At 48.8% G+C, this 25,968-nt stretch carries 17 protein-coding genes and 1 pseudogene; 8 read left to right on the forward strand and 10 right to left on the reverse strand.

Features of this window, described 5'->3' with window-relative positions; genetic code table 11:
* The first annotated feature begins 1 nt into the window (after window position 1).
* The 6 genes from IE073_RS05140 (at window position 2) to cydB (ending at window position 8,348) form a co-directional block, all read left to right on the forward strand.
* Window positions 2-871: an MBL fold metallo-hydrolase gene (locus IE073_RS05140; protein ID WP_189582181.1), complete on the forward strand. Its 870-nt coding sequence runs from the start codon at window positions 2-4 to the stop codon at window positions 869-871.
* Between the two features lie 9 nt (window positions 872-880).
* Window positions 881-2,590: a bifunctional protein tyrosine phosphatase family protein/NAD(P)/FAD-dependent oxidoreductase gene (locus IE073_RS05145; protein ID WP_189582184.1), complete on the forward strand. Its 1,710-nt coding sequence runs from the start codon at window positions 881-883 to the stop codon at window positions 2,588-2,590.
* 43 nt (window positions 2,591-2,633) lie between these two features.
* Complete coding sequence (locus IE073_RS05150; protein ID WP_189583834.1) at window positions 2,634-4,373, forward strand: SulP family inorganic anion transporter; 1,740 nt, start codon at window positions 2,634-2,636, stop codon at window positions 4,371-4,373.
* A 123-nt stretch (window positions 4,374-4,496) separates the two neighbouring features.
* Window positions 4,497-5,858, forward strand: coding sequence for an MBL fold metallo-hydrolase (locus IE073_RS05155; protein WP_189582187.1), 1,362 nt, complete (start codon window positions 4,497-4,499; stop codon window positions 5,856-5,858).
* Window positions 5,859-5,920: 62 nt separating this feature from the next.
* Window positions 5,921-7,336: a cytochrome ubiquinol oxidase subunit I gene (locus IE073_RS05160; protein WP_189582189.1), complete on the forward strand. Its 1,416-nt coding sequence runs from the start codon at window positions 5,921-5,923 to the stop codon at window positions 7,334-7,336.
* Between the two features lie 10 nt (window positions 7,337-7,346).
* On the forward strand, window positions 7,347-8,348 hold the full coding sequence (gene cydB, locus IE073_RS05165) for a cytochrome d ubiquinol oxidase subunit II (RefSeq protein WP_189582193.1): 1,002 nt from the start codon (window positions 7,347-7,349) through the stop codon (window positions 8,346-8,348).
* A gap of 381 nt (window positions 8,349-8,729) precedes the next feature.
* On the opposite strand, the gene IE073_RS05170 is transcribed toward cydB, so the two are convergent.
* Window positions 8,730-10,826, reverse strand: a complete 2,097-nt coding sequence (locus IE073_RS05170) for a TonB-dependent receptor domain-containing protein (RefSeq protein ID WP_189582196.1) — start codon at window positions 10,824-10,826, stop codon at window positions 8,730-8,732.
* A gap of 764 nt (window positions 10,827-11,590) precedes the next feature.
* Here IE073_RS05170 and IE073_RS14285 point away from each other — a divergent pair.
* Window positions 11,591-13,173 (forward strand): annotated as a pseudogene (locus tag IE073_RS14285) (AMP-binding protein); the annotation flags it as partial.
* Between the two features lie 222 nt (window positions 13,174-13,395).
* Here IE073_RS14285 and IE073_RS05180 read toward each other — a convergent pair.
* From IE073_RS05180 to IE073_RS05205, 6 genes are all read right to left on the reverse strand, one after another.
* On the reverse strand, window positions 13,396-15,177 hold the full coding sequence (locus IE073_RS05180) for a sodium:solute symporter family protein (protein ID WP_373298701.1): 1,782 nt from the start codon (window positions 15,175-15,177) through the stop codon (window positions 13,396-13,398).
* On the reverse strand, window positions 15,178-15,462 hold the full coding sequence (locus IE073_RS05185) for a DUF4212 domain-containing protein (protein WP_189582202.1): 285 nt from the start codon (window positions 15,460-15,462) through the stop codon (window positions 15,178-15,180).
* 108 nt (window positions 15,463-15,570) lie between these two features.
* Window positions 15,571-15,750, reverse strand: a complete 180-nt coding sequence (locus tag IE073_RS05190) for a hypothetical protein (protein ID WP_233349828.1) — start codon at window positions 15,748-15,750, stop codon at window positions 15,571-15,573.
* A 215-nt stretch (window positions 15,751-15,965) separates the two neighbouring features.
* Entirely contained in the window at window positions 15,966-17,255 is a 1,290-nt protein-coding gene (locus tag IE073_RS05195; RefSeq protein WP_189582208.1) for a PepSY-associated TM helix domain-containing protein, read from the reverse strand.
* A gap of 7 nt (window positions 17,256-17,262) precedes the next feature.
* A complete protein-coding gene (locus tag IE073_RS05200) occupies window positions 17,263-17,847 on the reverse strand; it encodes a hypothetical protein (protein ID WP_189582211.1) in 585 nt (194 codons plus the stop codon).
* A gap of 51 nt (window positions 17,848-17,898) precedes the next feature.
* Entirely contained in the window at window positions 17,899-20,049 is a 2,151-nt protein-coding gene (locus IE073_RS05205) for a TonB-dependent siderophore receptor (protein ID WP_189582214.1), read from the reverse strand.
* Window positions 20,050-20,158: 109 nt separating this feature from the next.
* Between IE073_RS05205 and IE073_RS05210 the strand changes: the two genes are divergently transcribed.
* Window positions 20,159-20,692: a hypothetical protein gene (locus IE073_RS05210; RefSeq protein WP_189582217.1), complete on the forward strand. Its 534-nt coding sequence runs from the start codon at window positions 20,159-20,161 to the stop codon at window positions 20,690-20,692.
* A 395-nt stretch (window positions 20,693-21,087) separates the two neighbouring features.
* Here the strand turns inward: IE073_RS05210 and IE073_RS05215 are convergent, their stop codons facing one another.
* The 3 genes from IE073_RS05215 to IE073_RS05225 all read right to left on the reverse strand — a co-directional run bounded on the left by IE073_RS05215 (window position 21,088) and on the right by IE073_RS05225 (window position 25,968).
* Window positions 21,088-22,899, reverse strand: a complete 1,812-nt coding sequence (locus tag IE073_RS05215) for a UvrD-helicase domain-containing protein (RefSeq protein WP_233349829.1) — start codon at window positions 22,897-22,899, stop codon at window positions 21,088-21,090.
* A gap of 56 nt (window positions 22,900-22,955) precedes the next feature.
* Entirely contained in the window at window positions 22,956-25,001 is a 2,046-nt protein-coding gene (locus IE073_RS05220; RefSeq protein WP_189582223.1) for an ATP-dependent nuclease, read from the reverse strand.
* Window positions 25,002-25,200: 199 nt separating this feature from the next.
* Complete coding sequence (locus IE073_RS05225) at window positions 25,201-25,968, reverse strand: GIY-YIG nuclease family protein (protein WP_189582226.1); 768 nt, start codon at window positions 25,966-25,968, stop codon at window positions 25,201-25,203.

Genomic DNA, 25,968 nt, shown 5'->3' on the forward strand with positions numbered 1-25,968 from the left:
CATGGCACACAAACCAGAAGTCATTTCCTTTTTTGACGAGCCCACAAATACCGTCACCTATATCGTTGCAGATCCTGAAACTAAGTCCTGCGCAATTATCGATTCTGTTTTGGATTATGACGCCAGCTCAGGACGAACGAAAACGACGTCTGCGGATGAGGTCATTGATTTCATCAAGACCAGCGGTTTGACCGTGCAATGGATTTTGGAAACGCATGCCCATGCCGATCATTTCTCAGCCGCACCTTACCTGCAAAAGCAAATTGGCGGCGTAATCGCGATTGGGGAGCATATTCCCGATATTCAGAAGGTGTTTGGCGGATTGTTCAACACCGGTGAGGAATTTAAGCAAGACGGGAGCCAATTTGGGCGTTTGTTCAAAGACAATGAAAGATTCAAAATTGGCAACCTTGATGCTGAAATCATTTACGTGCCAGGACATACCCCCGCTTGCGTCGCTTATCACGTTGGCGATGCCGTTTTTGTTGGCGACACGCTTTTTATGCCCGATTATGGCTCAGCCCGCTGCGACTTTCCGGGCGGTGACGCAGGAACCCTCTATGACTCGGTTCAAAAGCTTTATGAATTGCCTGACGAGACCCGCATGTTTCTTTGCCATGATTACAAGGCAAAAGGACGAGACTACTATGCTTGGGAGACTACGGTCGGTGATCAAAAGAAAAGCAATATTCACTTGAACACATCCGTCACGCGCGACGCGTTTATCAAAATGCGCACAGAGCGCGATAAAACACTTAGCATGCCAAAGCTTATATTGCCCTCTATTCAGGTAAACATGCGGGCTGGTGAGCTGCCCGAACCGGAAGAGAATGGTGTCCGCTATCTCAAAATCCCCCTTAATTCTGTTTAGGCCACTGTCATGAATCTCAAACCTCTCCACGAGTCCCTCTCTGTTTCGGAACAAATCAAGCTTGCTGACCTCAAACTGATCGCAGCTGATGGGATAAAGACCATTATTAACAACCGCCCCGACGGTGAAACGAAAGGACAACCGCGTTCAGAAACTTTAGCTAAACGCGCCAAAGAGCTTGGCCTAAGCTACCATTACATTCCGGTGAACCCAGGCGGAATGACCGATGCTAATGTTGCTGATTTTGCAACTGTCATGACAAATAGCGAAGGTCCAGTTCTAGCGTTTTGCCGCACAGGTACGCGCTCAACAACGCTTTGGGCCAAGTCGCAAAAAGGACGTCTTCCCGCCGATGCCATCATCAAAATAGCGTCGAGCGCTGGCTATGATTTATCGGAAATGAAATCAGTCCTCACAACCACCAACAATCAAAATACAAAAACCGTAGAGGAAAAGGGGGCGAATATGCCGGGGGTGAACGCTCCAAATCTATCGCATGAAATCGTTATTGTTGGCGGCGGATCTGCAGGCATTGCAACAGCAGCCAGTTTACTTAAACGAAAGCCTTCGCTCGACATTGCGATTATTGAACCGAGAGACGAGCATTTTTATCAGCCAGGCTGGACGATGGTTGGCGGCGGCGTTTTCAAGCCCGAGAAAACGCGCCGTAGGATGAAGGAACTTATGCCCAAAGGCGTTAAGTGGATTAAAGCCTCGGTCGCGACCTTTGATCCCGACAATAACGCGGTGACCCTCGCGGATGGGCGAAACGTTGGATATGAGATGTTGGTCACGGCACCGGGTCTGCAGCTCGACTTTGAAAAAATTGAAGGCCTGACTGAGACACTGGGTCAGAATGGCGTCACCTCCAACTACAGATATGATCTCGCGCCCTATACATGGAAGCTCGTGCAGGGCTTAAAATCAGGCACCGCAATTTTCACGCAACCCCCAATGCCGATTAAATGCGCGGGCGCGCCGCAAAAGGCCATGTATCTCTCGGGCGACCATTGGCTACGCACCGGCGTATTGGACAAGATCAATATCAAATTTTGCAACACGGGCGGCGCCATCTTCGGCGTCAAAGCCTTTGTCCCTGCGCTCATGGAATATGTGAAACGCTATAATGCCGAACTTAATTTTGGCGAGACCCTCGTGAAAGTTGACGGTCCCAAGCAAACAGCCTGGTTTGAGAAGACAGATGCCGATGGCAAAAAAAGCCAAGTGGAGCGCGAGTTCGATATGCTTCATGTCTGTCCGCCGCAATCGGCTCCAGATTTCATCAAATCCAGCCCGCTTGCGAATGATGCTGGTTGGGTCGATGTCGATCAGCACACTTTACAGCATAATAAATACGCCAACATTTACGGACTGGGTGATGCAGGATCGACACCTAATGCCAAGACGATGGCCGCGGCACGTAAACAAGCGCCAATTGTTGCCTCAAATATCATTTTCCAAATGGAGGGGAACAACTCGCGTGCCAATTATGACGGATATGGCGCATGCCCTTTAACAGTCGAAAAAGGGAAAGTTGTACTCGCTGAGTTCGGCTATGGTGGAAAATTATTACCATCTGTGCCCGTCTGGATGATCAACGGAACAAAGGCCACGCGGGCTGCATGGTTCATGAAGGATCACCTCTTGCCTAGCGTATATTGGAACCAAATGCTCAAAGGTAAAGAGTTTCTCGCAAAACCCGAAATTACCTTAGATTAGTTTCAGGCGATTATTTAACGCGCCAAGCGGGACGACGATGTCTATGAAAATTTCCAATTATTTCCCAATTTTGGATTGGGGTCGCACATATAAAGGCGAGACATTTGTCAATGATGGCATCGCTGCCATCATTGTTACAATTATGCTCATCCCGCAGTCGTTGGCCTACGCTCTACTCGCAGGCCTGCCGCCCCAAGTCGGACTCTACGCCAGTATACTGCCCCTCGTCGCCTATGCTATTTTTGGCACAAGTAAGACACTTGCTGTCGGTCCCGTTGCTGTCATCTCATTAATGACAGCCGCAGCGGCTGGTAAAATGGCAGCTCAAGGCTCTCCCGAGTACCTAGCCGTCGCCATCCTGTTGGCCCTCATTTCGGGCATTATGCTGCTGGTCATGGGCCTGTTCAAATTGGGCTTCATCGCGAATTTTCTAAGCCACCCCGTAATTTCGGGTTTTATTACCGCCTCAGGTATTCTGATTGCGGTTAGCCAACTCAAACATATTTTAGGCGTGAAGGTTACAGGGCACAATTTATTGGAAATCGGGCAATCCCTGATTTCGCAAGTTCCTAACACGAATGTTCCTACGCTCATTATTGGCGCGCTATCAACCGCGTTCTTGTTTTGGGTTCGCGGAAACTTAAAACCTCTACTAATCAAAGTCGGCTTATCTGAAAAGCTTGCAGGTATCGGAACGCGCATTGGCCCCGTTATCGCAGTCGTGGTGTCGATACTGGCCGTGATCGTTTTGGATCTTGCCGATAAGGGCGTAAAAATTGTGGGTGATATACCTAAAGGTTTGCCGCCTATTGCCGCGCCTGAATTTGACATGGGCCTCTGGATAAGCCTCTTAGGATCGTCCGTCATCATCGCTATTATTGGGTTTGTGGAATCCGTTTCCGTTGCCCAAACGCTCGCCGCTAAGAAACGTCAACGTATCGAACCAGATCAAGAATTGATTGCTCTTGGCGCGTCAAATATCGCGTCCGCCTTTTCAGGTGGTTATTCCGTGACAGGTGGTTTTGCGCGCTCCGCAGTTAACTTCGATGCGGGTGCAGAAACACCCGCCGCTGGCGGTTTCACGGCTATCGGCATTGCGTTAGCGACCTTATTTTTGACGCCGCTACTGTTCTCACTTCCTATCGCAACACTTGCCGCAACGATCATCGTTGCCGTTCTTTCGCTTGTGAACATCCCGGATATCAAGCAGGCGTGGAATTATTCTAAAAGTGACTTTGCGGCAATGCTCGCAACGATATTGCTGACCCTCGCTATTGGCGTAGAAGCTGGCGTCATGGCCGGCGTCATTATCTCCGTCGCGATGTTTTTATATCGGTCCTCCCGCCCTCATTATGCGATAGTCGGACAAGTTCGCGATACGGAGCATTTTAGGAACGTAGAGCGTCATGATGTGGTCACAAGCCCGCGGGTTATTACAATGCGCGTGGACGAGTCGCTTTACTTTGCCAATGCGCGTTTCTTGGAGGACGCAATTTACGAACGCGCGCTGGAAAATAAAAAGGTCGAGCACGTCATCCTGATGTGCTCCGCGGTGAACGATATTGATCTGAGCGCTTTGGAAAGCCTTGAAGCGATTAATGAACGGCTCAAATCTGCCAAAATCTCCTTTCATCTCTCTGAGGTAAAAGGCCCTGTCATGGATAAATTGCAAAAATCACATCTGCTGCATGACCTGACAGGCGAAGTATTCTTAAGCCAGCATGACGCTATTAAAAAAATATGTGGCAATGCTTTCGATACCGAAATTGAGTTCCATCTCTGATGCCCCCGAAATCGACTGATCTTAGCTGGCTGGCACACGCGTCTGACGGCGTCTTCGACTTAGTAAAAAGAAATCGTCTAATGGGCGAGCAGGTCTACACAAAAAGTAGAGGTTTATAAATTTATGTTTATCGAAAAAATCAAGACAGATGGGCTTGCTCATTTCTCATATATAGTTGGCGATAGCGGGAGCGCCGTCGTGATCGACCCGCAACTCGACATAACTAAATATATGGAGATTGCACGGGCCAACCATTGTCAGATTCAAACCGTAATCGAAACCCATCGAAATGAAGACTTCATTTCTGGCGCTTATGCTTTGGCAGCGAAAACAGGAGCTGAGGCTTTACACGGACCTAACCCTCAGCAACCGATTGACTATGCTCGCACAGTCCTTGAAGGCGAAGAAATCTTTGCGGGCAACCTAAAGCTCAAGATTTTGGAAACGCCCGGTCACACGGATGACTCGATCTCAATCGCTTTGTATGACTTATCCCACGAAGACGGCGCCGCTGGAGTTTTTACGGGCGACACGCTTTTTGTTGGAGATGTCGGCAGAGCAGACTTTTACCCCGAGCGCGCCGAAGAAATGGCGGGCATGCTTTACGATAGTCTACAAAAGCTCTTGGCATTGGGCGATCAAGCTATTCTTTATCCCGCGCATGGTGCTGGCTCCGTCTGCGGTGCGGGAATGGCCGACAGAGAGTTTTCAACAATTGGACATGAGCGAAGAAACAATGACCGCCTTAAGATAGAAACTCGCGATAAATTCATTAAAGCCAAATTGACTGAGCATCATTACAAGCCGCCCTATTTCAAGACAATGGAACGCCGGAATGTTTTTGGAGCCGCGGCATTAGATCCTTCGCCAAATCTACCAGCACTCAGCTACGACACTTTGCGGAATAAGGCTCCAAAACACTTGATTGATGTGCGTCCTGTCTCGAGCTTCTTGGCCGCGCATATTCCAGGCTCCATCAGTTTGCCTGTTGCCATGATTTCTTCATTCGCAGGCTGGATGATGAACGAGAGCGATACGATTGGATTAATATGTGACGCGGAGCAGGAGGCATCCGACGCCGCGCGTCATTTAAACCGTATTGGGTATTCAAATATTGTTGGCTTTTCCAAGAATATGGTCGGAATCGCCGCCGGTGGTGCTCAGATATCTTCGGTGCCCATCATTGACACCGAAACAGTTCTTCATCGACTGCAATCCGACGAGGTTTGGACATTATTGGATGTCCGTTCACTAGACGAATTTCAGACTGCGCATATAAGGACTGCGCAACATTGCTACGTGGGCGAAATTCTTCAAGATCCTCAGGCGTTGACGTTCGTCGGACCTGTTACAGTCATGTGCGGAAGTGGCGCGCGAGCAACGGTCGCAGCCTCACGACTGCAACAAGCTGGTATCACTGACATCGACGTTTACTACGGCTCCTATGCAGCATGGACGGCATCGGGCGCGAATTATGAAGCCTAAAAATTTATAAAAACAATTTCTAACTTACTCCCCCACACACTCTTTAAAATAGAGATTTTGACATGGACCCCTCAGTCAGCGAACTCGCCATAAACCTAGCAAGAGCTCAATTTGCCTTTACGGTTTCTTTCCATATCATATTCCCAGCCTTCTCGATTGGCCTTGCCAGCTACCTGATGGTGCTGGAAGGCCTGTGGCTGAAAACTGGAAACAACACCTATCTAAAGTTATTTAAATATTGGCGGAAAATCTTCGCCGTCGCTTTTGGTATGGGGGTCGTCTCTGGCATTGTGATGGCTTATCAATTTGGGACAAATTGGAGTGTCTTTTCGGACAAAGCCGGACCAGTGATTGGACCGCTCATGGCCTATGAGGTTTTGACGGCCTTTTTCCTAGAGGCTGGATTCTTAGGCATCATGTTATTCGGTATGGGGCGAGTCTCTAAACGGCTACATTTCATGGCGACGATCATGGTCGCATTCGGAACTTTAATATCGGCCACTTGGATCTTGTCAGTGAACAGCTGGATGCAAACGCCTGCGGGATTTTCGATCAATGAGGTAGGCCAGTTCGTCCCCGAAAACTGGATGGAGATTATATTTAATCCAAGTTTCCCTTATCGTCTGACACATATGGTGCTCGCGGCCTACCTGACGACAGCATTTGTTGTCGGCGCTGTCGGCGCTTGGCATCTGCTCAAAGACAAGTCGAACAAGGAGGCTCAAAAGATGTTCTCAATGGCGATGTGGATGGCCGCGATTGTAGCCCCTCTGCAAATCATTGCGGGTGATTTTCACGGCATTAACACGCTTGAGCACCAACCCGCGAAAGTCATGGCGATGGAAGGTCATTTTAAAAGTCATGATCATGGCGCCCCGCTCTATTTGTTCGGCATTCCGGACCAAGAAAACCAAAAGCTCAAATATGCGATCGGTATTCCAAAAGCCTCATCGCTTATCCTCAAGCATGATTTAAACGCGCCGCTCGCGGGTTTAGATACCATTCCTCGTGCAGATCAACCGCCTGTGGCCATCGTCTTCTGGAGCTTTAGAATTATGGTCGGTATTGGCATGATGATGTTACTCGTCGGCGTGACCAGCCTGTTCTTGCGGTTGCGCAAACGACTTTACGAAGCCAAACTATTTCACAGATTTGCCCTGATCATGGGACCAAGCGGTTTCGTCGCAGTTCTGGCGGGATGGGTCACGACCGAAGTCGGTCGCCAACCTTTTACAGTCTACGGCTTACTCCGGACCAGCGAGTCCATTGCACCTGTAGAAGCCCCCGCAGTTGCAGCCTCGCTTTTGGCTTTCATCATTGTCTATTTCGCTCTCTTTGGAGCGGGAACTTATTACATTATCAAAATGATGAGCAAGACACCTGGCCACCTCGATAAACTGCCGGGCACTGTCACGCGAACTGCGGGTATAACGCCCGCAGCTTCACTGGACCCCGATGCTATGAACCCTGAGGAATAGGAGAGACGCTATGTTTGAACTACCAACAATCTGGGCTGGCCTCTTGGCATTAGCTATTTTCATCTATGTTATTCTCGACGGTTTTGATCTCGGTATCGGCTTAGTGTTCCCATTTTTGGAAACAGATAAATGTCGCGACGTTGCCATGAATTCTGTTGCACCCGTTTGGGACGGAAACGAAACTTGGCTTGTTTTGGGCGGCGGGGGTCTGCTTGCAGCCTTTCCCTTAGCATATGCTATCGTTCTACCTGCGCTATACGCACCCTTTATCGTTATGATTTTAGCCTTGGTATTCCGCGGAGTCGCATTTGAATATCGGTGGCGTGACAAAGCCCATGAGAAGACGTGGGACCGCTCATTCTTCTTTGGATCACTTCTTGCAACCTTTAGCCAAGGAATTGTCCTAGGGGCCTTCGTGCAAGGCATAGACGTTGAAGGCCGTGCGTATGCGGGCGGCTGGTGGGATTGGTTCACACCTTTTTCATTGATGTGTGGCGTCGCGCTCACTGCGGGTTACGCGCTCTTAGGCACCACATGGCTCGTTATGAAGACCGAGGGCATTCTGAGGGACAGAGCTTATGCTATTGCCAAACCCATGGCGATTGCGACCTTAGCCTTTATGGGAATTGTAAGTCTTTGGACGCCATTTCTCTCACCCGAAATCGCTGAGAGGTGGTTTACATTTCCGCAGCTTCTCTTTGTTCTGCCGGTACCGACATTAGTCTTCATTTTGGCTGTCGTGCTCGGATGGGGCATAATCAAACGCAAAGACAACGTTCCATTCTTGGCAACAATAGGCATATTTCTTTTGTGTTTTGCTGGATTGGGGATTGGCATCTCCCCCTATATCGTGCCGCGCGCCGTCACTATCGCGGAAGCGGCAGCGCCGGATAAGAGCCTCATGTTTATGCTCGTTGGCGCGCTCATTCTTCTTCCAATGATCTTGGCGTATACGGCCTATGCCTACTGGGTCTTCAGAGGAAAGGTCGATCCTGAAGCGGGGTACCACTAATGCTTAAGTTTAAATTTCTGGAAGAAAAAGACACCCATATTGAAAAGACGGGACCAAAGGAACTCCTATGGTTTGTCGCCCTTTGGGCACTTGGCTTCGTCACAATCACGATCGTCGGGGCAATTATAAAACTTTTCTTGAGGACGTGAAATGAGCGAACGATTATCTCAGTCTCGCTTTAATCCCATGAGAGCCATTCGCTATATCAAAGACCATAAAAAAGAACTTTTTTGGGTCTGGATAACATATCAGTGCATCAAGGGCATGACGACCTTGACACTGATATGGATCCCACTTTGGCTAGTTTGGCGAGGTCAATAAGGCGAATAATTCAAACATCGAAAAAATGGCCCGGACCTGGCCGCGCCATTTTCTTAGGGCCTATCTCACATAGCTCAGCCGAAGAAAAACACCACGCCCTGCGCCGGGGATACGTTCCCCGACTGGGACATCGCTGAATCCATTGCGGTTGTAACCTGAGAGGTGATCGGCGTAGGTTTTGTTTAAGACGTTCTCAATACCTCCAGATAACTTTACGCCATCTTTGATCTGCCAATCCCCATAGAAGCTCAGTAAAGAATATCCGGCCGTCCGTTTTTCGCTATTGGTAAGGGAGACATTGTTTTGTTTTGCGTGAGCGCGCCCCTCTATTGTCGCGGACCAATTTTCACCTTTATAAGACATACCAACGGTTAGATTAGGCGACGAAATGCGGTAAAGATTGTCCTCAATATCACGCCGCGTGCCTTTGACATAATTCGCAACAGCGTCAACGCGGATTGGACCGTGAACATTAAAGCCCGTATCCATATCGATCCCAATTAAATGCGCATCAACATTGCGCCAACGCAGCGGTGTCGCATCACCGTTCACAGACGCAATCATCTCGACAGCGCTGTTTATAACGCCGACGGTCTCGTCAAAGGGGGTGCCCTGAATAAAATCGTCTATAGATCGAATATATGCGGTGGGCCGAAAATAGGCGCGTTCATTTGCATAATCAAAGCCACCTTCGGCAATCCAGGCTGATTCTTTTTCAAGATTGAGATTGCCGACATAGATATTACCATCGGCTAGACCACCGCTGGCATTAATTGGCAGCCAGCCATAACGCTGTATATAGCCTGGCATTTGTTGTTTATGGGCAAGTGTCGCCCGCCAGCTTATGCCCGCCTTACGGGGCGTCCATAGGCGCAGGACAGCGTCAAGCGTCGTGCCGTCTCCTGAACGCTCCGCGCTGTTAAAAGCCGCAGCAAGACCCCGAGGTCCGATAGGTAGCGTGACCCCAAGGGTCGCCTCACCCGCGCTGTAGCTATGCTTATCAAGCCGCAAGCCTAACTGCATGTTGATTCTGCCTGTCGCACCGTCCCATTGCCCAAAACCGCCAATGCGGTTCATAGCAATGTCTGGAAAGGGCGTGACCGAAAAGGCGGCAGAATTGGGGTTCGTTATCACCACATCATGCTCAGATTCTTGGACGTCAACACCGAAAGACAAACGCCCGCCGAAGCGATCAAATGCAACAGATACATCGCCGCCAAACGTCTTGGCATCTGCAAAGGTCGCACGCTGGCCCATGGCGGCAGGCGCAGGGCGAAGAGAGAAGTTGTCCATTAAATGAGCGACATTGCTGTAATTAATATTCGCCTTGAACTGAATTTCGCCTAAACCATTTTCATAGCCAACCCTCGCAAAATCAGTGTCAAAATATTGAATATCCATTGGGAATGGCGGGTTACCCGATGGGTCCGTATTCTGTCGCCTTAGGTCGAACGAAAACGCGCCCAGATCTGTTTTCACTCCGGCCGAGAGGCCATAGACTGCGCGCTCAAAAGCTGTGCCGCCAATTGTTCCGTTACCAAATTTTGTATCGGTCGCCTCTTCATACGCGCCTAAGACGTTGAAACGCCAAACCTCTGTTGACGCACCGATGACACCGCCAACAGAGACGCTGCTATTAACACTCCGTCCTCCGATCATAAGGTCATAGCCCAGCTCAGCTTTTTTTAACTCTTTATAATCAACACGCTTAAAGATGGCGTCCGCCCCGCCGCCTAGTCCCGGCCCTTTGGACACAGGACTTACGCCGCGATCAATGACAACGGTATCAACCAGAGGCGCGGGCGCATAGTGATAAACAGGGTCCATGAGGTTTGGTCCACCAGACGCAAAACCTTGGCCATCGACGCGCAGGTTTAACCTTTCGCCAAAAAGACCGCGATATTGCATTTGTCCTGAAAGCTCACCATTACCGATGCGCGCACCACCAGGCGTGCGCGCCGTCAGATATGTAATATCGCCGCCTTGTAAGGGCGCTCTATCAGGCGAAATTTTCCTTTCATTTACGTCATCGGACCGCTTCCCGGTCATGATAATCACATCTTCAAGTGCAGATTCGGAGAGTTGAGCATTGGCAGGCATAGCCAATGCAATTGTGGCCGCCCCCAATAAGAGGCAGCATATACGTTGGGATTTCATTATATTCTCTTCAGGTCTAAAGTGGGCACATAGCCCTAAGGCTGCGCAGAAACGCGCAGGATGGAAGTTACTTTAGAGGAAGATTGGTGGCGCTCTGGACCCCGTGGGTGGCCCCTGAGCCTTTTCAACGAGGCCAATCTCAAAGGCCGCATAAATCGTAGACTGCGTCCGTGAAATACGCGTGACAGCGATGTGCGCTGGCGATGGAAGCCCAACAGATGACAGCGTGCATTTATCACACTGACCGCTGTTTGGCTCTTCGTCGCCACTTTCTTCCCCCAGCAATTCAGCCAGCTCTTTAAGCGCTAAAGCGGCGCTCGGGCTTACTGTTTGACCTGAGGGCGAGCATAGTAACGAAGAGAGATGCAGATTGCTGGGCGCTGCATATGAAAGTGCGCTCGGCAACAAGAGCTGCAAGCAAATAAACAGTCTCGCACAGAGATGTGCGGTGTCTCGAGTCACACGATTCAGCATCGCGACTGCTATAGACAGTAAGTACGGCGTCTGCATTATCTTTATTGTCGCGGTGCAAGCTATAAAGAGCAAGATACCGCCATATCTTTCGCGCGGAACGCCTTCAGATAAGTCACACAATTTACCCGTCCCAAAGTCAAAATTCTTTATCGAAAGTACAGGATCCGAAAAAGCGAAGGCTATCCTGTCCACGGACGTATCATCTGAAAACCGTATAGTCCGAAAGTCTCAAGGCGTCCTTCTCCCAGACTGTATAAACTTAGGAGAAGTATAACTATCGGGTAGAGCTCATGGAAAACTACAAAGACGTTTATTCAGATTGGCAATCGGATTCGGATAATTTCTGGTTGAATGCTGCTAAGGAAATTGATTGGATCACCTCGCCGTCGCAAAGCTTCGATCCTGACTGTGGGGTGTATGAGCGTTGGTTCCCTGATGCGATTGGTAATACTTGTTACAATTGTTTGGACCGTCATATTATTGCGGGACGCGGTGACCAGGCCGCCCTCATCTATGACAGCCCTATGTCGGGCCGAAAGCTCACCTACAGCTACAACCAACTCTTCGATAAAGTCACCGCGCTCGCATGGGTTTTACGAGACTTAGGGGTCGTAAAAGGTGATCGCGTCATCATTTACCTCCCCATGATCCCAGAGGCCGCCTTTGCAATGCTGGCCTGCGCGCGCATCGGCGCTATTCATTCTGTTGTTTTTGGGGGTTTCGTGCCTAAAGAGCTCGCCACACGCATTGATGATGCAAAGCCGAAAGTCATAATGAACGCCTCTTGCGGATTAGAACCAAAGCGTACGATTGCCTATAGACCCCTTTTGGATGAAGCAATTGATATTGCCGATCACAAACCTGATCATTTTATCATATATCAACGACCGGAATGCACCGCTGCTCTCGATAAAATGCGCGACAAAAGTTGGCAGACCGTTGTCTCTGCCGCGCCTACGGTAGACACTCGTCCTGACTGTGTGGCGGTAAAAGCGACCGATCCATTATATATATACTCTATACGTCTGGCACGACGGGAGAACCCAAAGGTGTGGTCCGCGACAATGGTGGACATAGGGTGGCGCTCAAATGGAGTATGGGGAATATTTACAACACCGACCCTGGTGAAGTCTATTGGTCGGCATCGGATGTCGGATGGGTCGTGGGGCATAGTTACATCGTTTACGGTCCCCTTCTCCAAGGTTGCACAACAATTTTGTTTGAAGGCAAACCTGTGGGAACGCCTGATGCGGGTACGTTTTGGCGCGTTATAGAAGAACACAAAGTATCCACTTTATTCACCGCGCCCACAGCCCTTCGCGCGATTAAGAAACAAGACCCCGGAGGAAAGCATCTCGAGCTTTATGATATTTCTTCCTTGAAGACGTTGTTTCTTGCGGGTGAACGCGCGGCCCCCGACACCATACAATGGGCAGAAAGCAAACTTTACGTTCCGGTCATCGATAATTGGTGGCAAACCGAGACGGGCTGGCCAATCGCATCAAATCCTATGGAGATAGAAAAGTTGCCCGTGAAATACGGATCGCCGTGTCTGGCCATGCCAGGATACGACGTTCAAATTCTTGCCGAAGACGGCACAGAATTAGGTCCAAATGAGCTGGGTGCGATTTGGATAAAATTGCCATTACCTCCAGGCTGTCTCCCCACACTTTGGAAGAAAAATGAGCGCTTTAAAGAGAGCTACTTATCGACATTTCCAGGCTATTATGAAACGGCCGATGCGGGGTTCATCGATGACGACGGATATATATCCATCATGTCCAGAACCGATGATATCATCAATGTTGCGGGTCACAGGCTGTCGACTGGCGGAATGGAAGAAGTTCTTTCCGCCCATCAAGATGTGGCTGAACCATGCTGAGCGTCCTGATCACCTTTCCAGGCAATAAAAAAAACAGCCCCAATACATAGGCCGTTGTCACGGCGATTATGAGCCATACGGGCATAGTTGATCCTTACACCTCGACTATGTGCATTAATGGGTATGATGGCAATGTCGCCGATAGTCGTACGCTAAAAAAAAGGCCGCGCCTCTCGGAGACGCGGGCAGTTAGTTGGCGTTTTTGGAGGACGCCTATTCGGCGGGAGCCATGCCGCCCTCTGCCATGCCATGGGATTTCCGTTGACCCGGGATACGAATATCCTGAACGAGATCTTGGATTTCCTGTGGGGGAGCGGTTGTCATCAGAGACACGACAACACCTACTGCCGTCGAGAGCCACATGAAGGCAAAACCAATGCCTTCTGGCGAGACGCCGAACCACCAGCCTGCTGCCGTACCGCCCATGAACTTAAAGTACACGATGTACATCGAAGTCGTGATGATACCGACAAGCATGGTCGCAATGGCACCTTCACGATTCATCCGCTTCCAAAAGATACCTAGGAATATGACGGGAAACAGAGAGGCCGCAGCCAGTCCGAAGGCGAAGGCGACCACCTGCGCTACAAAGGGCAGTTGCGAGGCGTATATCCCGGTCAGTCCGGCACAGACTACGGCCACTGCGGCCGCTATTCGTGCCACCCTCATCTCTTCTTTCTCTGACATATCTGGCTTAAAGGTTCGCTTCATCAGATCATGACTGACCGCCGAACTAATCACCATAAGGAGACCCGCCGCTGTTGAAAGCGCAGCAGCAAGACCACCTGCGACAACAAGGCCGACAACCCAGTTTGGAAGCTTAGCAATCTGCGGATTAGCAAGCACAAAGATGTCGCGGTTTGGAACGACTTCGTTCTTAATCCCATCTGGTGCATCTGGACCACGATATTGCATTACGCCATCACCGTTCAGATCATCATATTTAAGAAGACCTGTTTTTTCCCAGCTTTTATACCATTCTGGAACAGGCTTTTTACCATCCGCTAAAATTTCAGCGGCACGTTGGTCATAGTTTTCGGCGTCCGTGATATAGACAGCTTCATTGACAGTATCGACGAAGTTCATCCGCGCGAAGGCGCCAACAGCAGGTGCAACTGTGTAAAGCAGCGCAATGAACATCAACGCCCACCCGGCAGATTTACGCGCGGCTTGCGCTGAACTCACCGTGAAAAAACGAATGATAACATGCGGCAGACCCGCCGTACCAAACATCAAGGCCGCTGTAATACAGAAGACATCTAACTTGGATTTCGTCGTCGACGTATACTCAGTAAAGCCTAGATCGGTGACGACCGTATTGAGCTGATTGAGCATGCTGACGTCGGTACCAGCGGCGTTCCCAATGAAACCTAGCTGCGGAATAGGATTGCCCGTAATCGCAAGAGACATAAAGATTGCTGGGACCGTATAGGCAAAGATCAGCACCACATATTGCGCTACTTGCGTATATGTAATGCCCTTCATTCCGCCCATAACAGCGTAGACGAAGACAATTGCCATACCGATCAGAATACCCGCGTTGTATGAAACGCCGAGGAAGCCCGAAAAGGCCACGCCGACACCCTTCATTTGCCCCGCAATATACGTGAAGGAGACAAATAACGCACAGACAACTGCGATAACGCGCGCGACCTTGGAGTAATAGCGATCTCCCACAAAGTCCGGCACCGTAAATTTGCCAAACTCTCTCAGATATGGCGCGAGGAGCAAGGCCAACAGCACATAACCGCCGGTCCAACCCATAAGGTAGACGGAACCGCCATAGCCAAGAAACGCGATCAGGCCTGCCATAGAGAGGAATGACGCGGCGGACATCCAATCCGCTGCTGTGGCCATTCCGTTTATGGTCGGGTGAACATCATGACCGGCGACGTAAAACTCTTCCGTCGAACCGGCTTTAGCCCAAATTGCGATGCCAATATAAATACCAAAGGTCAGGACGACCCAAAAAATTGTCCAAGGATCAACCATGATTCACCCCTCAATCCCGAATTTCTTCTCGTATTGGGTCATCTTGCGGCAATAGACCACGATGAGCGCTAAGAAGACATATATTGCGCCGTTCTGGGCGAACCAGAAACCCAGCGGTGCGCCACCGATAGAGAAATTATCTAGCGCCTCTCGAAATATGATACCCGCGCCGTAGGACACGAGAAACCATACGACCAACAGCGATATGGTAAGCCGTAAGGTGGCCTTCCAATACCCTGCTGCGTCATGTGTATTTGTTGGTTCCAAATCTACCTCCCCTTTTTGCATTTATTGCATTTAGTTCGCGAAAATTATGAATCGCGAGCGTTGTGAGTTTAACTCGCATCGACACTGCCAAATTGGAAATGGAAAGGTAGGGAGACTTTAGTCTAAGACCTAGTGACGCGCTTTGCGTTCTTTCAAACCCGCATGGATTAAGAAGCCTGCAAGCAAAAACCCGCCAACAATGTAAACTTCGCGTAGACCCAACCCAGGCTCGCTCAACGCTTCAAGGCCGCGCACGAAAAATATCGCAGCGATCAGCAGTCCTGAAGCAATAAAGAGATGAGCTTTCATACGCAAAGTTTCACCACTAACCATAAGCGGGTCAAGGAAATATACCTTAGACTTTAGTCTCAATGAAATTTTGTTGGACTGAAATTAGGCCTATAGGGCCCAGCGCAATGCCCCCTCAAATTGAAGCACACGGCCCGTTTCCTCGCGTTATCAAGCGGCTTTACAGCCTGGCGTTTTGGCGACGGCTAACATAGGTACGCATTGGGCTATTGCACTCAACGAAGAGCTGTCAACGCTCCTGCTAGCCCACTAATTACCAATCCAATCCAGAAGATTACAGCCAAATACCCCGCCAACGCGGGATAAAAACCTACTGCGACAAATGTGCCGAATAAGAGTATGGGTGCGCCCCAGATGAAACCTTTCCAGGCACCTTGTAATCCGTCCGCCGCGCGGCCTTTATTGCGGCGTTTTAGGAAATAGATATTCATACCTGCCGATATGATGAACATGAGGCATATCCCGAAGAAACCAAATGCTATTTTTACGGGCATTCCCCCAAACTGTCCGAAGTGAACCTTGTAAACAGAATCAGCAACCTGCTGGCCAATGGTGCCATCTGCAGAACCTGTCGTATCAAGGAAGTCGCCCTGCCCGTTAAAATTATACTTTTCAGCATAGATCAAACGACGCGGATGCGCCGCCATGATTTGCAAATATTGTCCAGCTGTCTGAGGGTCGTGCAATATCACATATACGACTGGCTTGTCGGGATGCTGTTCAGCCATATATTCGAGTGCGAGGTCTATACGTGCTAAGGGCGCGACCGCTGCATCTACGACAGGCTCGGCCCCGTAGACGGGCGAATAGACAGCCTCCCTATCTCCGTCATATTTTAACGGGGCCAGCGCAGCGATTGAAAATACGGCCAAGCCAATCATTGCGCCACTCAGAGAATTTGAGATGTGAAACGGCGCGGTCCAAACACTCAAGCGATTGTGCAAGTCGACCTGTTTGATCTGTTCCGACTTGGACCGCCGAAATGCGAATGCGTCTTTGAAAACGCGAGGATGCGCAATGAAACCCGTTATCGACATCGCGAATAAGAAAACGCCAAAGATGGCCACCACGATCATGCCAAAGGATTTTGGAAGATGCAGGTAATAATGTAGATCAATCAGGAAATTGCTCCACGGGTGCGCTGCCTTGCCAGACATTACCCCCTCCGCATTGACATAGGTCTCCTTATTGTCTGTCTCGACTATCGCGCGGTCATATTGCGCGGTTGGCATATGAATATAGAGATGCGCTGTCTCTGGCTCGGCAAGCATCCCATTGGCAGCTGTCACTTGGGCTGCTGCAGGTGAAAGAAAACTGACGCTAGGCTCGCCGCGTTGCTCGATGCGGTGAATTTCATCTTTAAAGACACTCACGGTCCCCGAGAGGCAAATGATGTAGAGTACGGCGGAGATCGCTATGCCAAGCGTGGCATGCGCAGACAATGCTCTCTTGACCAAGGATTGAACCGGAACTTTCGGGATTTCAGTAAGCGTTGCGTCGAGCATAGTAATCTCAATTTCCGATCATGATGATTGCAAGGCTGGGCAGTGCTAACCCTAGGCACATGACAAGCTTAAGGGTCTTGTTTTGTGATGTGAGAGACAGTGCGCTCAATCCCGCCCAAAGGATTGGAAACAAGAACAGCGCAATGACCAACGCATTGGATGCGTGCACGCCAGATTGCCAAAACACCTCGTGAAGGCCCATCGCCACCAAGAACGCGAGCGCTCCGCAGCCAAGGCTAACCCACAGAGCCAAACCAATACGTTTCGCAATTACGTGGCTGTTCAGTTTGAGTTTAGCCTGCACACGGCGTTTAACGGGCTTTGGTGGCTTCGCCGGCTTGCGATCCTTTGAAGCTTGGTAAGCGATCAAGCCTAGCGCCTGAATGATGAAGACCATTACGCCAAGCGCGACACCTCGGTCTTTACCGCCTGAGAATGTCCAGAGGATTAAGGCTAAGGCAATGGCGAGCCAACACCCCCAAACTAGCAGGGTTCGCTTTTGGGCTGACCGCCAAGCGCGATAAAGCCCGAACACTCCTAGCCCACTCAGACCAGTGCCGATTACACCATGTATAAATTCGAATAAGGTCATAAAAAAAGGGGCGGCCTCCTCTGATTTGAGAAAGCCACCAGTCTAAGGGAATTAAAAACGGTAGGCTGCGCGGGCGACAACGCTGCGGGACTCGCCAGGAAAACAATCACCACGCGTCAAACAGGTGCCGAAGTAATTTTCATTGAGAAGGTTTCGGGCGTTAAGCGTCAGACTGATTTTTTCAAAATCATAGCCAATAAGACCATCAACCAATGTCGCACCATTCGTCTCAACTAGAATAGGCGTCGGCGCAAAACTATTGGCGGCAAGGAACGCTTCGCCTTCGCTCTCGTTGCCACCGAAGTAACGAACACCCGCGCCTAGACGGATACCTTTTAGCGCTCCGGATGAAGCGTTCCACCCAACCCAAGCGGCCGCTTGTGTTTCTGGAATTGATGAGAACTTAAGACCATTCGGATCTTCTGTGTCCAGCGTACTGAAACTACCCCGAACATCAAAGTCCCCAAGGAACGCCCGGCCCTCAAATTCGAAACCCTGAACGTTCGAAACGCCCTCTTGTTGAGATGCTGCATTCGGGAGACCTGCGGGGTTTGCGAGATTGCTTTGCTCGATATCGAAGTAAGCTGCTGTGAAGTAGATTGGCAGATCAGGCGCTTTGTATTTCAGGCCAACTTCAAACTGCTCGCCCTCTTGCGGCTCAAGAGCATCACCCGTCACACCGTCATTACCAATGACAGGCTCAAATGACTCAGCATAATTGACATACGGGTTAAGACCGAACTTTGTTTTGTAAAGCGCCCCAAAACTTAGCGAGACGGCATTGTCGTTTTGGGTGGTCGTCCCGTCGTTGTTTTTCAGGTCATCGAAACGAATTCCTGCTGTCAGCTCTAAGTCACCGACACTGATGTAATCGTTCAAGTAAAAACCAGTGAATTCGATATCACTAGAAGTAGCCCCTCTTGCGGCATCAAAAATCGTATCTGTTGGGATTTCAGAACCGTCGTAAACAGGGTTGAAGAGATTAAAGGTCGTGGGCAATGCGTAAAGATATGAGGCGGCTTGGTCAGTGCTAACGTCTTGTCGATTTATTCCGCCAAGAACCTCATGCTGTAACGCGCCTGTCTCAAATTTCGCCCTCATGCGAGTATCAATCGCGAACTGGGTGGAGGATGCTGGCGCATCATACCAAGAGCGCGCCGCCGCATCACCATTGGATAAAACGCGAGGGTTTCCCGCTCCTAAGAACGCAACCCATGTTTGTTTATAGTCAGCAGAGTTATCTCGTGCGCGCGCAGTTGCCTCGAATGTCAGGCTCTCGTTGATTTTATGTTCGACGAAGAGCGTCGCGGAGACGCTCTCTGTATCGTAGGTGTTGAAGTTGGGGTCACCCACATAGAGACTTTCGCCGACGGAATCAGTGGGGGCATTCGCACACACATTGGTTTCACTAATTGAGACATCGCCAGACTGGCATCCCGTTACAGAAAGAGGAAGAAACTGATGCGCTGTGTCGCTTTCGCGGTTTGTATAATTCACCAACGCGGTAATGCGCGAGCGTTCACTCTCGAATGTGACGGATGGCGCAAAAATTATCGCATCATCATTCACAAAATCGACCTGAGTACCGCCATCTCTATAGACGCCAACTAAACGCCCCGTAATGGACCCGTCGCCTGACAAATCGACGCCGTAATCACCTGCCAATTGGTAGCGGTCATTCGTCCCAATATCGAAAACGACCTCGCCGCCAAGAGCCTCTTTAGACGCGCGCTTCGATACCGTGTTTAATATGCCGCCGGGGGAACCTGAGCCATACAGAACAGATGCTGGCCCCTTTAGAACTTCGACTTGCTCCAACGTATAAACATCAGAACGCGCATTATTGTAAAACCCAAAGAGGACTTGCACGTTATCAAGATACTCTGGGACATCTAGCCCACGGACACGCGGGAAGTCGCCGCGTGTTGAAAAACCAAATGTGTCGCCAACAACCCCAGCGGTATACCCAAGCGTATCGTCGAGCGTTAGCGCGCCAATATCGATGAAGTCCTCATCCGTAATAACACTGACAGAGCGCGCCGTTTCCAAAATAGGTATCTCTGATTTGACCGCACCGAAGGTTGAAACCTGCCCCGTTACGACAATGACGTCTTCATCTGTATCTTGGGCAAATGCTGACGTTGGCAGACCACACGTTGTGGCGAGTGCCGTCCCTAATAGTACTGCGCATTTGGAGTTCATCGTCTCATCCTTATCAACATAGTTTCTGCAGTTGCGAATTACTTGCAACTAGTGTTAGGCGGTCATTAGTGTAAATAAGAATGACTCGCAAGTGCAAAAAGGGAAAAAGATGTCACCATTCATTGAAAATATGTCGATTACTGACTTGGGGTTTGGAGGCGGGTTTTCCCTATGGGGCTTTAGAGCCATCGCATCTGGACGGGGTCATTGCTGCAAACTCAAACACGGTTTTGAGCGAGCTTTCGTAGCAAACAACAAAGCCGTTAGGCAGGCAGAAGGCTCAACAGTTGGAAAGCGTGCCCTGTCAGCCTTGATGACCTTTTGCCATCAAATGGGAAATACTGGGAGACGAACGATCAAAATATCCGAGTCAGGAACTATGCGCATCACGCGCCATGAACTGAGCATCATAGCCGCCCTCGCCCATGCTCAAGCTGGGAACAAAGAGAAATGCCAATCAATCCTGCCGTGGCTTTTGGGAACAGCCAACACGCGCTCAACTTATCAAGCTGCACAAGTCTATGGCGTTATTTGCGCTGACGCAGGTATCTACATCAACGCTCCGAGACTGAGACTATCACAGCCTGTCAGTTCTTCAGTCCGGCAATCAGAAAACATCCAGTTAACCCGACTTCTTCATTAGCTTTCGACACGACTGAACACGATTCAGAGCCTGTAAATTTCCTCTGACCTTCGGCCTTACATAAAAACGGGATATCTAAGAAAACCGAGCTCCTTTGCACTTTGTGCAAACCGAAAAATTAAAGAAAGAATATTAGTGTGCACACTCAAACATGCCTGTGCATACCTAAAACAATGTGCAGACAATGGCTTAAGCCATTAGCATTACTAGGAAAATGGTGCGGCCGAGAAGACTGAAATCTCTTCATTATTTTCAATGAATACAATGACTTATGGCCATGCGCAAGGCATTTGTTATGCAATGTGGGAATGAAATGTGTAGCAGTGGATAGGATGTAAATAACTTAAGAGTAGGCTTCAACCCATCACCAGCGCTCCCATTAGGATACGCTCGGGTTAACTAGCAACAACGCCTGCTGCAGCCAACATATCGAATAGCGGTTTAGTATTTGACCGGACACTGGAAGTCGTAGTAATAAACAATCGTTCGCGCGCCCTTGATACGGCGACGAAAAAAGCGAGCCTTTCCTCTTCCATATTTGCTTTATAGAAAAACGAGCTATCCTGTAACTCCAAGAAAATTATCGTATGAGCCTCTAGGCCCTTACTTTTATGAACGGTCATCAGGCGAACTTGGTTTTTACCCCTATACTCATTTATCACATCTATCCATGAAACAGGTTTCTGGCCGCATTCAGTTAGGTACTCACTTATGGCTAGCTTAATTTCTCGATATCTTTCAAGGTTTGCGTACTCGCTCGACATACGACGAACGTTATCCTCTCCAAAACATTCGACTAAGTTTTCCAAAACCTCACTAAAATCGACTTCCCTAGGCAATTTACCAGCGACAAAGCCCTTAAAGAGTTTTACCGAGGATCTCACGGACTGTTCAATTTGGTAATCTGTCGCTTCCCTGCCCATACGCAATCCCATTGGAACACCAATAAGGTTTAGTACTCGCTGATAAGGAGAGTCGTCTCGGTCGCCCACCGCCATCTGAGTTAATGCACCTACAAGCTCTGCAAGAGGTTCACTCATAAAGTCTTGAATGGATATACCGTTGAAAGTGCGCGCTTCGTTCCTGAGAGTTAATCCAGATTTCTCAAATTCTTCTTTAAGGTCAGGTTCAAATTCGTTGGCTTTTTGCCTTACGAGCAATATGAAGTCATTCTGATTTAACGGGTTTTGACCTTCTTGAGTTTGCTTGGCGATAAATGTTGCCAATGATTTGGACTGCGTCTCCTTATTGTCAAAATTGATTATACTATCCGTTATTTCGGGTAGGTCGTCAGACACACGCGCACATGTCACTTCCATTGCCGTTGGTTCAATTATACGGGCCATCGAGTTGATGATCGCAACTATTCTCCTATTTGAACGAAAATTAGTTGTCAGCGGAATTGACTGTGCGGCGAAGTCTTTAATGAATTCTTGGAAGCGATATGGCGTTGCGCCCGCAAAAACCATAATCATCTGTTTTATGTCGCCAACAGCTGTAAGGTTGGACGTAGAACCACAAAATGCTTCTTTTAAAAGTGCATATTGTAATGGCGTAGTATCCTGGAATTCGTCCAAGAATACATTTGAATAGGTTTGTTGCAAAGCTGCTTTGATAGACGGATTATGATGGATGATTGTGGCCGCAAGAGTTGAAATCATTCCAAAAGTTAATTTGGAAGGATTAGAATCCATACAACTCGTCCACCACTGAATTGATGCGGCTTGTGCGCCATTTTCTGGTTCGGGTCGTACTAATGGCAAAGTCCCACAGGCACGGCCAAACTTAGCATGTAAATTTTTAATTTGTTCCCCGTTAAACCGTTCCTCACTAAAGGGCGGGTCTAGACTTAAATGATTGCCAAAATCTGACCAATCTCTCCAACTTGGAAACATTATCTGATAGTCACGAGAAGGTCTGCACCATTCAGGCAGACTTCCGCCAAATCGATCTACTATGCCTTTAGCAAATGCATCAAAAGTTTTACTGTCAAGCCTATCGCTCAAACCTTCACCAACACGCTTCTCAACTCGTTCTTTCAAATTTGTAGCGGCATCTCTTTTAAAGCAAATAGCCAGTATTTTACGAGGCGAGACGCAAGTATTTGTCTCCAATAAGAACGATGCACGTTGAGCTAATAGTTCAGTTTTACCGGCTCCCGGCCCTGCAAGTATTGCTGCATTCATTTGCCCTTTTACAGCATTCATAGTGGCTGCATCTAGCTGCATTCCGTCCGCAGGGGTCCATTCCTCGCCCGCCGTTATCATGATTGATTGTCAACGACTAATGGCACGTCCAAAGCGATATTCAAAATTTGCGCGCAACGCTCGAATAAGGTCTTCAAGGGGGGCGGACATCCATCCTTGACTTGCTGATCGGTCAGAGTCGACAAAGCTTCGATATGCGCCACAGGTTTGCTGCCTTTTTTAAAAAGTGCGTCGTAGATGGCCAACTCTGTTGGTGTTGGAACTAGGTTTGGGGGATATGCCTGCACCCCCTCTCCACTTTCGCCAAACACACTTTTGTCATAACCACCGGGAGGTAAAGGGGTTGGTAATGATGCAATGCCACTGTAAGCACTAGGATAGGCGGACAGCATCATCATATCTAGGTCTAACGGCGAAGAAAAATAGACGTTGTTCTCTTGCAGCCAATTCCACCACGCTTCCGCTTCAGTTTTATTTTGGACAATCAAGTTCTTCCAAGCTTGAGCATCCGTTGGCTTCACAAAGGACGGGTGAGTTATGCCATTTTGCTCAAGTTGATCGACAGCATACTTCAATCGATAATGCCCCGCTTGGTAACGGCCCAGATCATAATCAAGCAAGGTTACAAAAGGAGTTTGAAGGTCAAAAAGCAATTTCCAAAAATGATTTACATGACGCCCTCCCAATGGGACGAATGAAACGAATGCAGGGTCAAGCTCTAAGTCTTTATGAAACGCCTTAGCGAGCTTAGGGATAACAATTTCTTCGGATCGCCCCTCTCCCAAAATCACCAATTTAGCAAAGTATAACTCTGGGTGGCTCTTCACTGCTTCATAAATAAACTTATTTGCAACATCGGTTGTGACGGGCAATTTTATAGGCTTAATGCACGAAACTTGTTTCTCTATATCCTGCCTTACATGCCTCACTTGGGTGGGCTCAACCCTCGCCAAAGCACTTGCCGAATGGGATGTTAAGATGCCCATGGCCTTATCATGAGAGGCTAAGCTCTTCATTAAATTTATCATTCTCGATAAGTAAAATGGCGCTAAGTGATTTTCAGGTTCCTCAAGAGCAATGATAGTGAACCATGGCCGAAGCATCGCAATCTCTTTGAACCCTGACTTTGGGCCTTTTTCCAGTGCGCTATCCATTTTCAGCAAAGTGGCGACTAACGCTATATAAAACAGCGAGGCCTGCCCCTCACTCAGTTCATCAATAGCGTGGTCTTTACCTGCTGGCCCCGGCCCTAAAGATAGAGTCAAGTCACGTAGTGCTTTTTGGATTTCCCTTGATAAAACCGTTAATTTAGCAGATTGTAAGTGTTTCCCATCAAACAATTGCGTCCAGTAATCTGACAACTGGTCTGTGACAGCTTTGATAGCAGGCATGGAGTCAAACAAACCTTGCAAATCCTTCCATTGGGTTTCCATCGGTTTCCTGCCACCTTCCCAGTCACCAAACTTTTCGAGCCAATTCAAAAGTTCTTTCAGAGCGGTTCTTACGATCGCGGCACCATCGCGAGTTGCAGGTAAATATCTAAGTTGGATACGTTGTCTTTGATTAGACGACATTGGAATCTTGGCTATGTCCTCCTCGCCAAACGGAACTGGGTCTAAGGTAGTTATCCAGTAAATTTTCTGTTCGATGTCATCTTCATCTAGCCCACAGGTCCACTTGGCCTCCAGCCTAATTCTAGCCTTAAGAGGCTCACCGACGCCCGCAGTTGACATTGCGTTGAATACATCCGGGATGGAATCTAAGTTACTTCCGTCTCCTAACAACTCTGGGAAAGCCAAAGTTACGTCAATCATGATCTCCTTTGAAGAAACATATGATAAGGTGGGCTGAGTGGCTTCGTCAGTTGGTTGCTCTACCGGAGCGACGCCCGCAATCTCCTTAGGCCCAAAATGGACATCTTCCCGTGTTAATCGCCTGTCATGAGAATTGGTGCCGAATAGCCGTTGCAAGGCCTTTATGATCGTCGTCTTACCTGCGCCGTTTGACCCTACGAAAACTGTTAGGTCTTTTTCAAAGGTACATTCTTCTGGGGTATTCCCAAAACAACGAAAATTTCTCAGAGTTATACTCTCAATATGCATATTAGAATCCACGTTAACACAAAAGTCTGTCACCATTGAATCGACTATGCTTATGGTTGTAGATAGAGGTGCTGCCTCCATATTTCAATTAAGGGCAATAAACAATTTAGCCAATGGCCGCTTTGCACTAAACCGCCGAAAGACAACCTGTGTGTAAGCCTTGGTAGATTTTAAGTTTATTGAACCAAATAAGCAAAAGCTAACTTCGGGCAATAATCTTGCCGTGGGCGTAACTTTGCGCCTCTTTATACAGAATAATATATCCAGGAAGGTGAGTTGCCTGCCATCCAGCAGGCAACAACGCGATCAAGGCCTTCAAAGTATCGCTTACGCTCAAACCCGAAATATCAGTTGTCAAAACTGTGGCTTCCAAGTCTGACACGTTTGGTTTCTTTCCTTCAAACCGTAAGAGGAAAGGCAGTTCGCTTTTTAAAAGTTTAACCGCTTCTTTTACTGTCAACCCGGCTGAGAGCGGAGTGGCTACAAGGCCATTCAAACATATTGGATAAAGAACATTAAAATGGTCAGGTTTGTACTTGGTCGTGTCGCGCTGACGTCCTGGGTCGTTAGAACCAAATCCGCTATTGTTCCAAGGTGGCACTTTTCCATCGACCATGTAATGCTTAATCAGCATACTTTCCAGTTCCATTGCCGAGAACACCAGAACTTGAACGGCTTTAAATGTCACGCGACCGCCTGTTAAGTTGCTGCGCGATAGAACAAGGTTAGCGTGGCGTAACAGGCGTCTTTGCAAACCAGCCTCATTATCAGTTTTGCCGATATAAACTAAATTGCCATCTAAAAAGAGCTGATAGACGCCCTGACCATTTGGGATTCCTGCAGTGATTTTTGGTGTCAATTCTGCTGTTTTCATTCCGTCGAGGCAGGTGATCAACTGCGCAATGAGCGCATCTGTCAATGCAAATTCAAATTGTCTGAAACCAGGCTGTTGAATCCCACCACTCAT

The organism is Litorimonas cladophorae, assembly GCF_014652455.1.
Classification (GTDB): domain Bacteria; phylum Pseudomonadota; class Alphaproteobacteria; order Caulobacterales; family Maricaulaceae; genus Litorimonas; species Litorimonas cladophorae.

Excerpts from the sequence above, each read along its gene's own strand:
- IE073_RS05160 (WP_189582189.1), top strand. The coding sequence starts at position 5,921 with ATGGACCCCTCAGTCAGCGAACTCGCCATAAACCTAGCAAGAGCTCAA.
- IE073_RS05145 (WP_189582184.1), top strand. The coding sequence starts at position 881 with ATGAATCTCAAACCTCTCCACGAGTCCCTCTCTGTTTCGGAACAAATC.
- IE073_RS05155 (WP_189582187.1), top strand. The coding sequence starts at position 4,497 with ATGTTTATCGAAAAAATCAAGACAGATGGGCTTGCTCATTTCTCATAT.
- IE073_RS05215 (WP_233349829.1), bottom strand. The coding sequence starts at position 22,899 with ATGAATGCTGTAAAAGGGCAAATGAATGCAGCAATACTTGCAGGGCCG.
- IE073_RS05210 (WP_189582217.1), top strand. The coding sequence starts at position 20,159 with ATGTCACCATTCATTGAAAATATGTCGATTACTGACTTGGGGTTTGGA.
- IE073_RS05220 (WP_189582223.1), bottom strand. The coding sequence starts at position 25,001 with ATGCATATTGAGAGTATAACTCTGAGAAATTTTCGTTGTTTTGGGAAT.
- IE073_RS05225 (WP_189582226.1), bottom strand. The coding sequence starts at position 25,968 with ATGAGTGGTGGGATTCAACAGCCTGGTTTCAGACAATTTGAATTTGCA.
- IE073_RS05190 (WP_233349828.1), bottom strand. The coding sequence starts at position 15,750 with ATGAAAGCTCATCTCTTTATTGCTTCAGGACTGCTGATCGCTGCGATA.
- IE073_RS05140 (WP_189582181.1), top strand. The coding sequence starts at position 2 with ATGGCACACAAACCAGAAGTCATTTCCTTTTTTGACGAGCCCACAAAT.
- IE073_RS05200 (WP_189582211.1), bottom strand. The coding sequence starts at position 17,847 with ATGACCTTATTCGAATTTATACATGGTGTAATCGGCACTGGTCTGAGT.
- IE073_RS05195 (WP_189582208.1), bottom strand. The coding sequence starts at position 17,255 with ATGCTCGACGCAACGCTTACTGAAATCCCGAAAGTTCCGGTTCAATCC.
- cydB (WP_189582193.1), top strand. The coding sequence starts at position 7,347 with ATGTTTGAACTACCAACAATCTGGGCTGGCCTCTTGGCATTAGCTATT.
- IE073_RS05170 (WP_189582196.1), bottom strand. The coding sequence starts at position 10,826 with ATGAAATCCCAACGTATATGCTGCCTCTTATTGGGGGCGGCCACAATT.
- IE073_RS05205 (WP_189582214.1), bottom strand. The coding sequence starts at position 20,049 with ATGAACTCCAAATGCGCAGTACTATTAGGGACGGCACTCGCCACAACG.
- IE073_RS05150 (WP_189583834.1), top strand. The coding sequence starts at position 2,634 with ATGAAAATTTCCAATTATTTCCCAATTTTGGATTGGGGTCGCACATAT.
- IE073_RS05185 (WP_189582202.1), bottom strand. The coding sequence starts at position 15,462 with ATGCAAAAAGGGGAGGTAGATTTGGAACCAACAAATACACATGACGCA.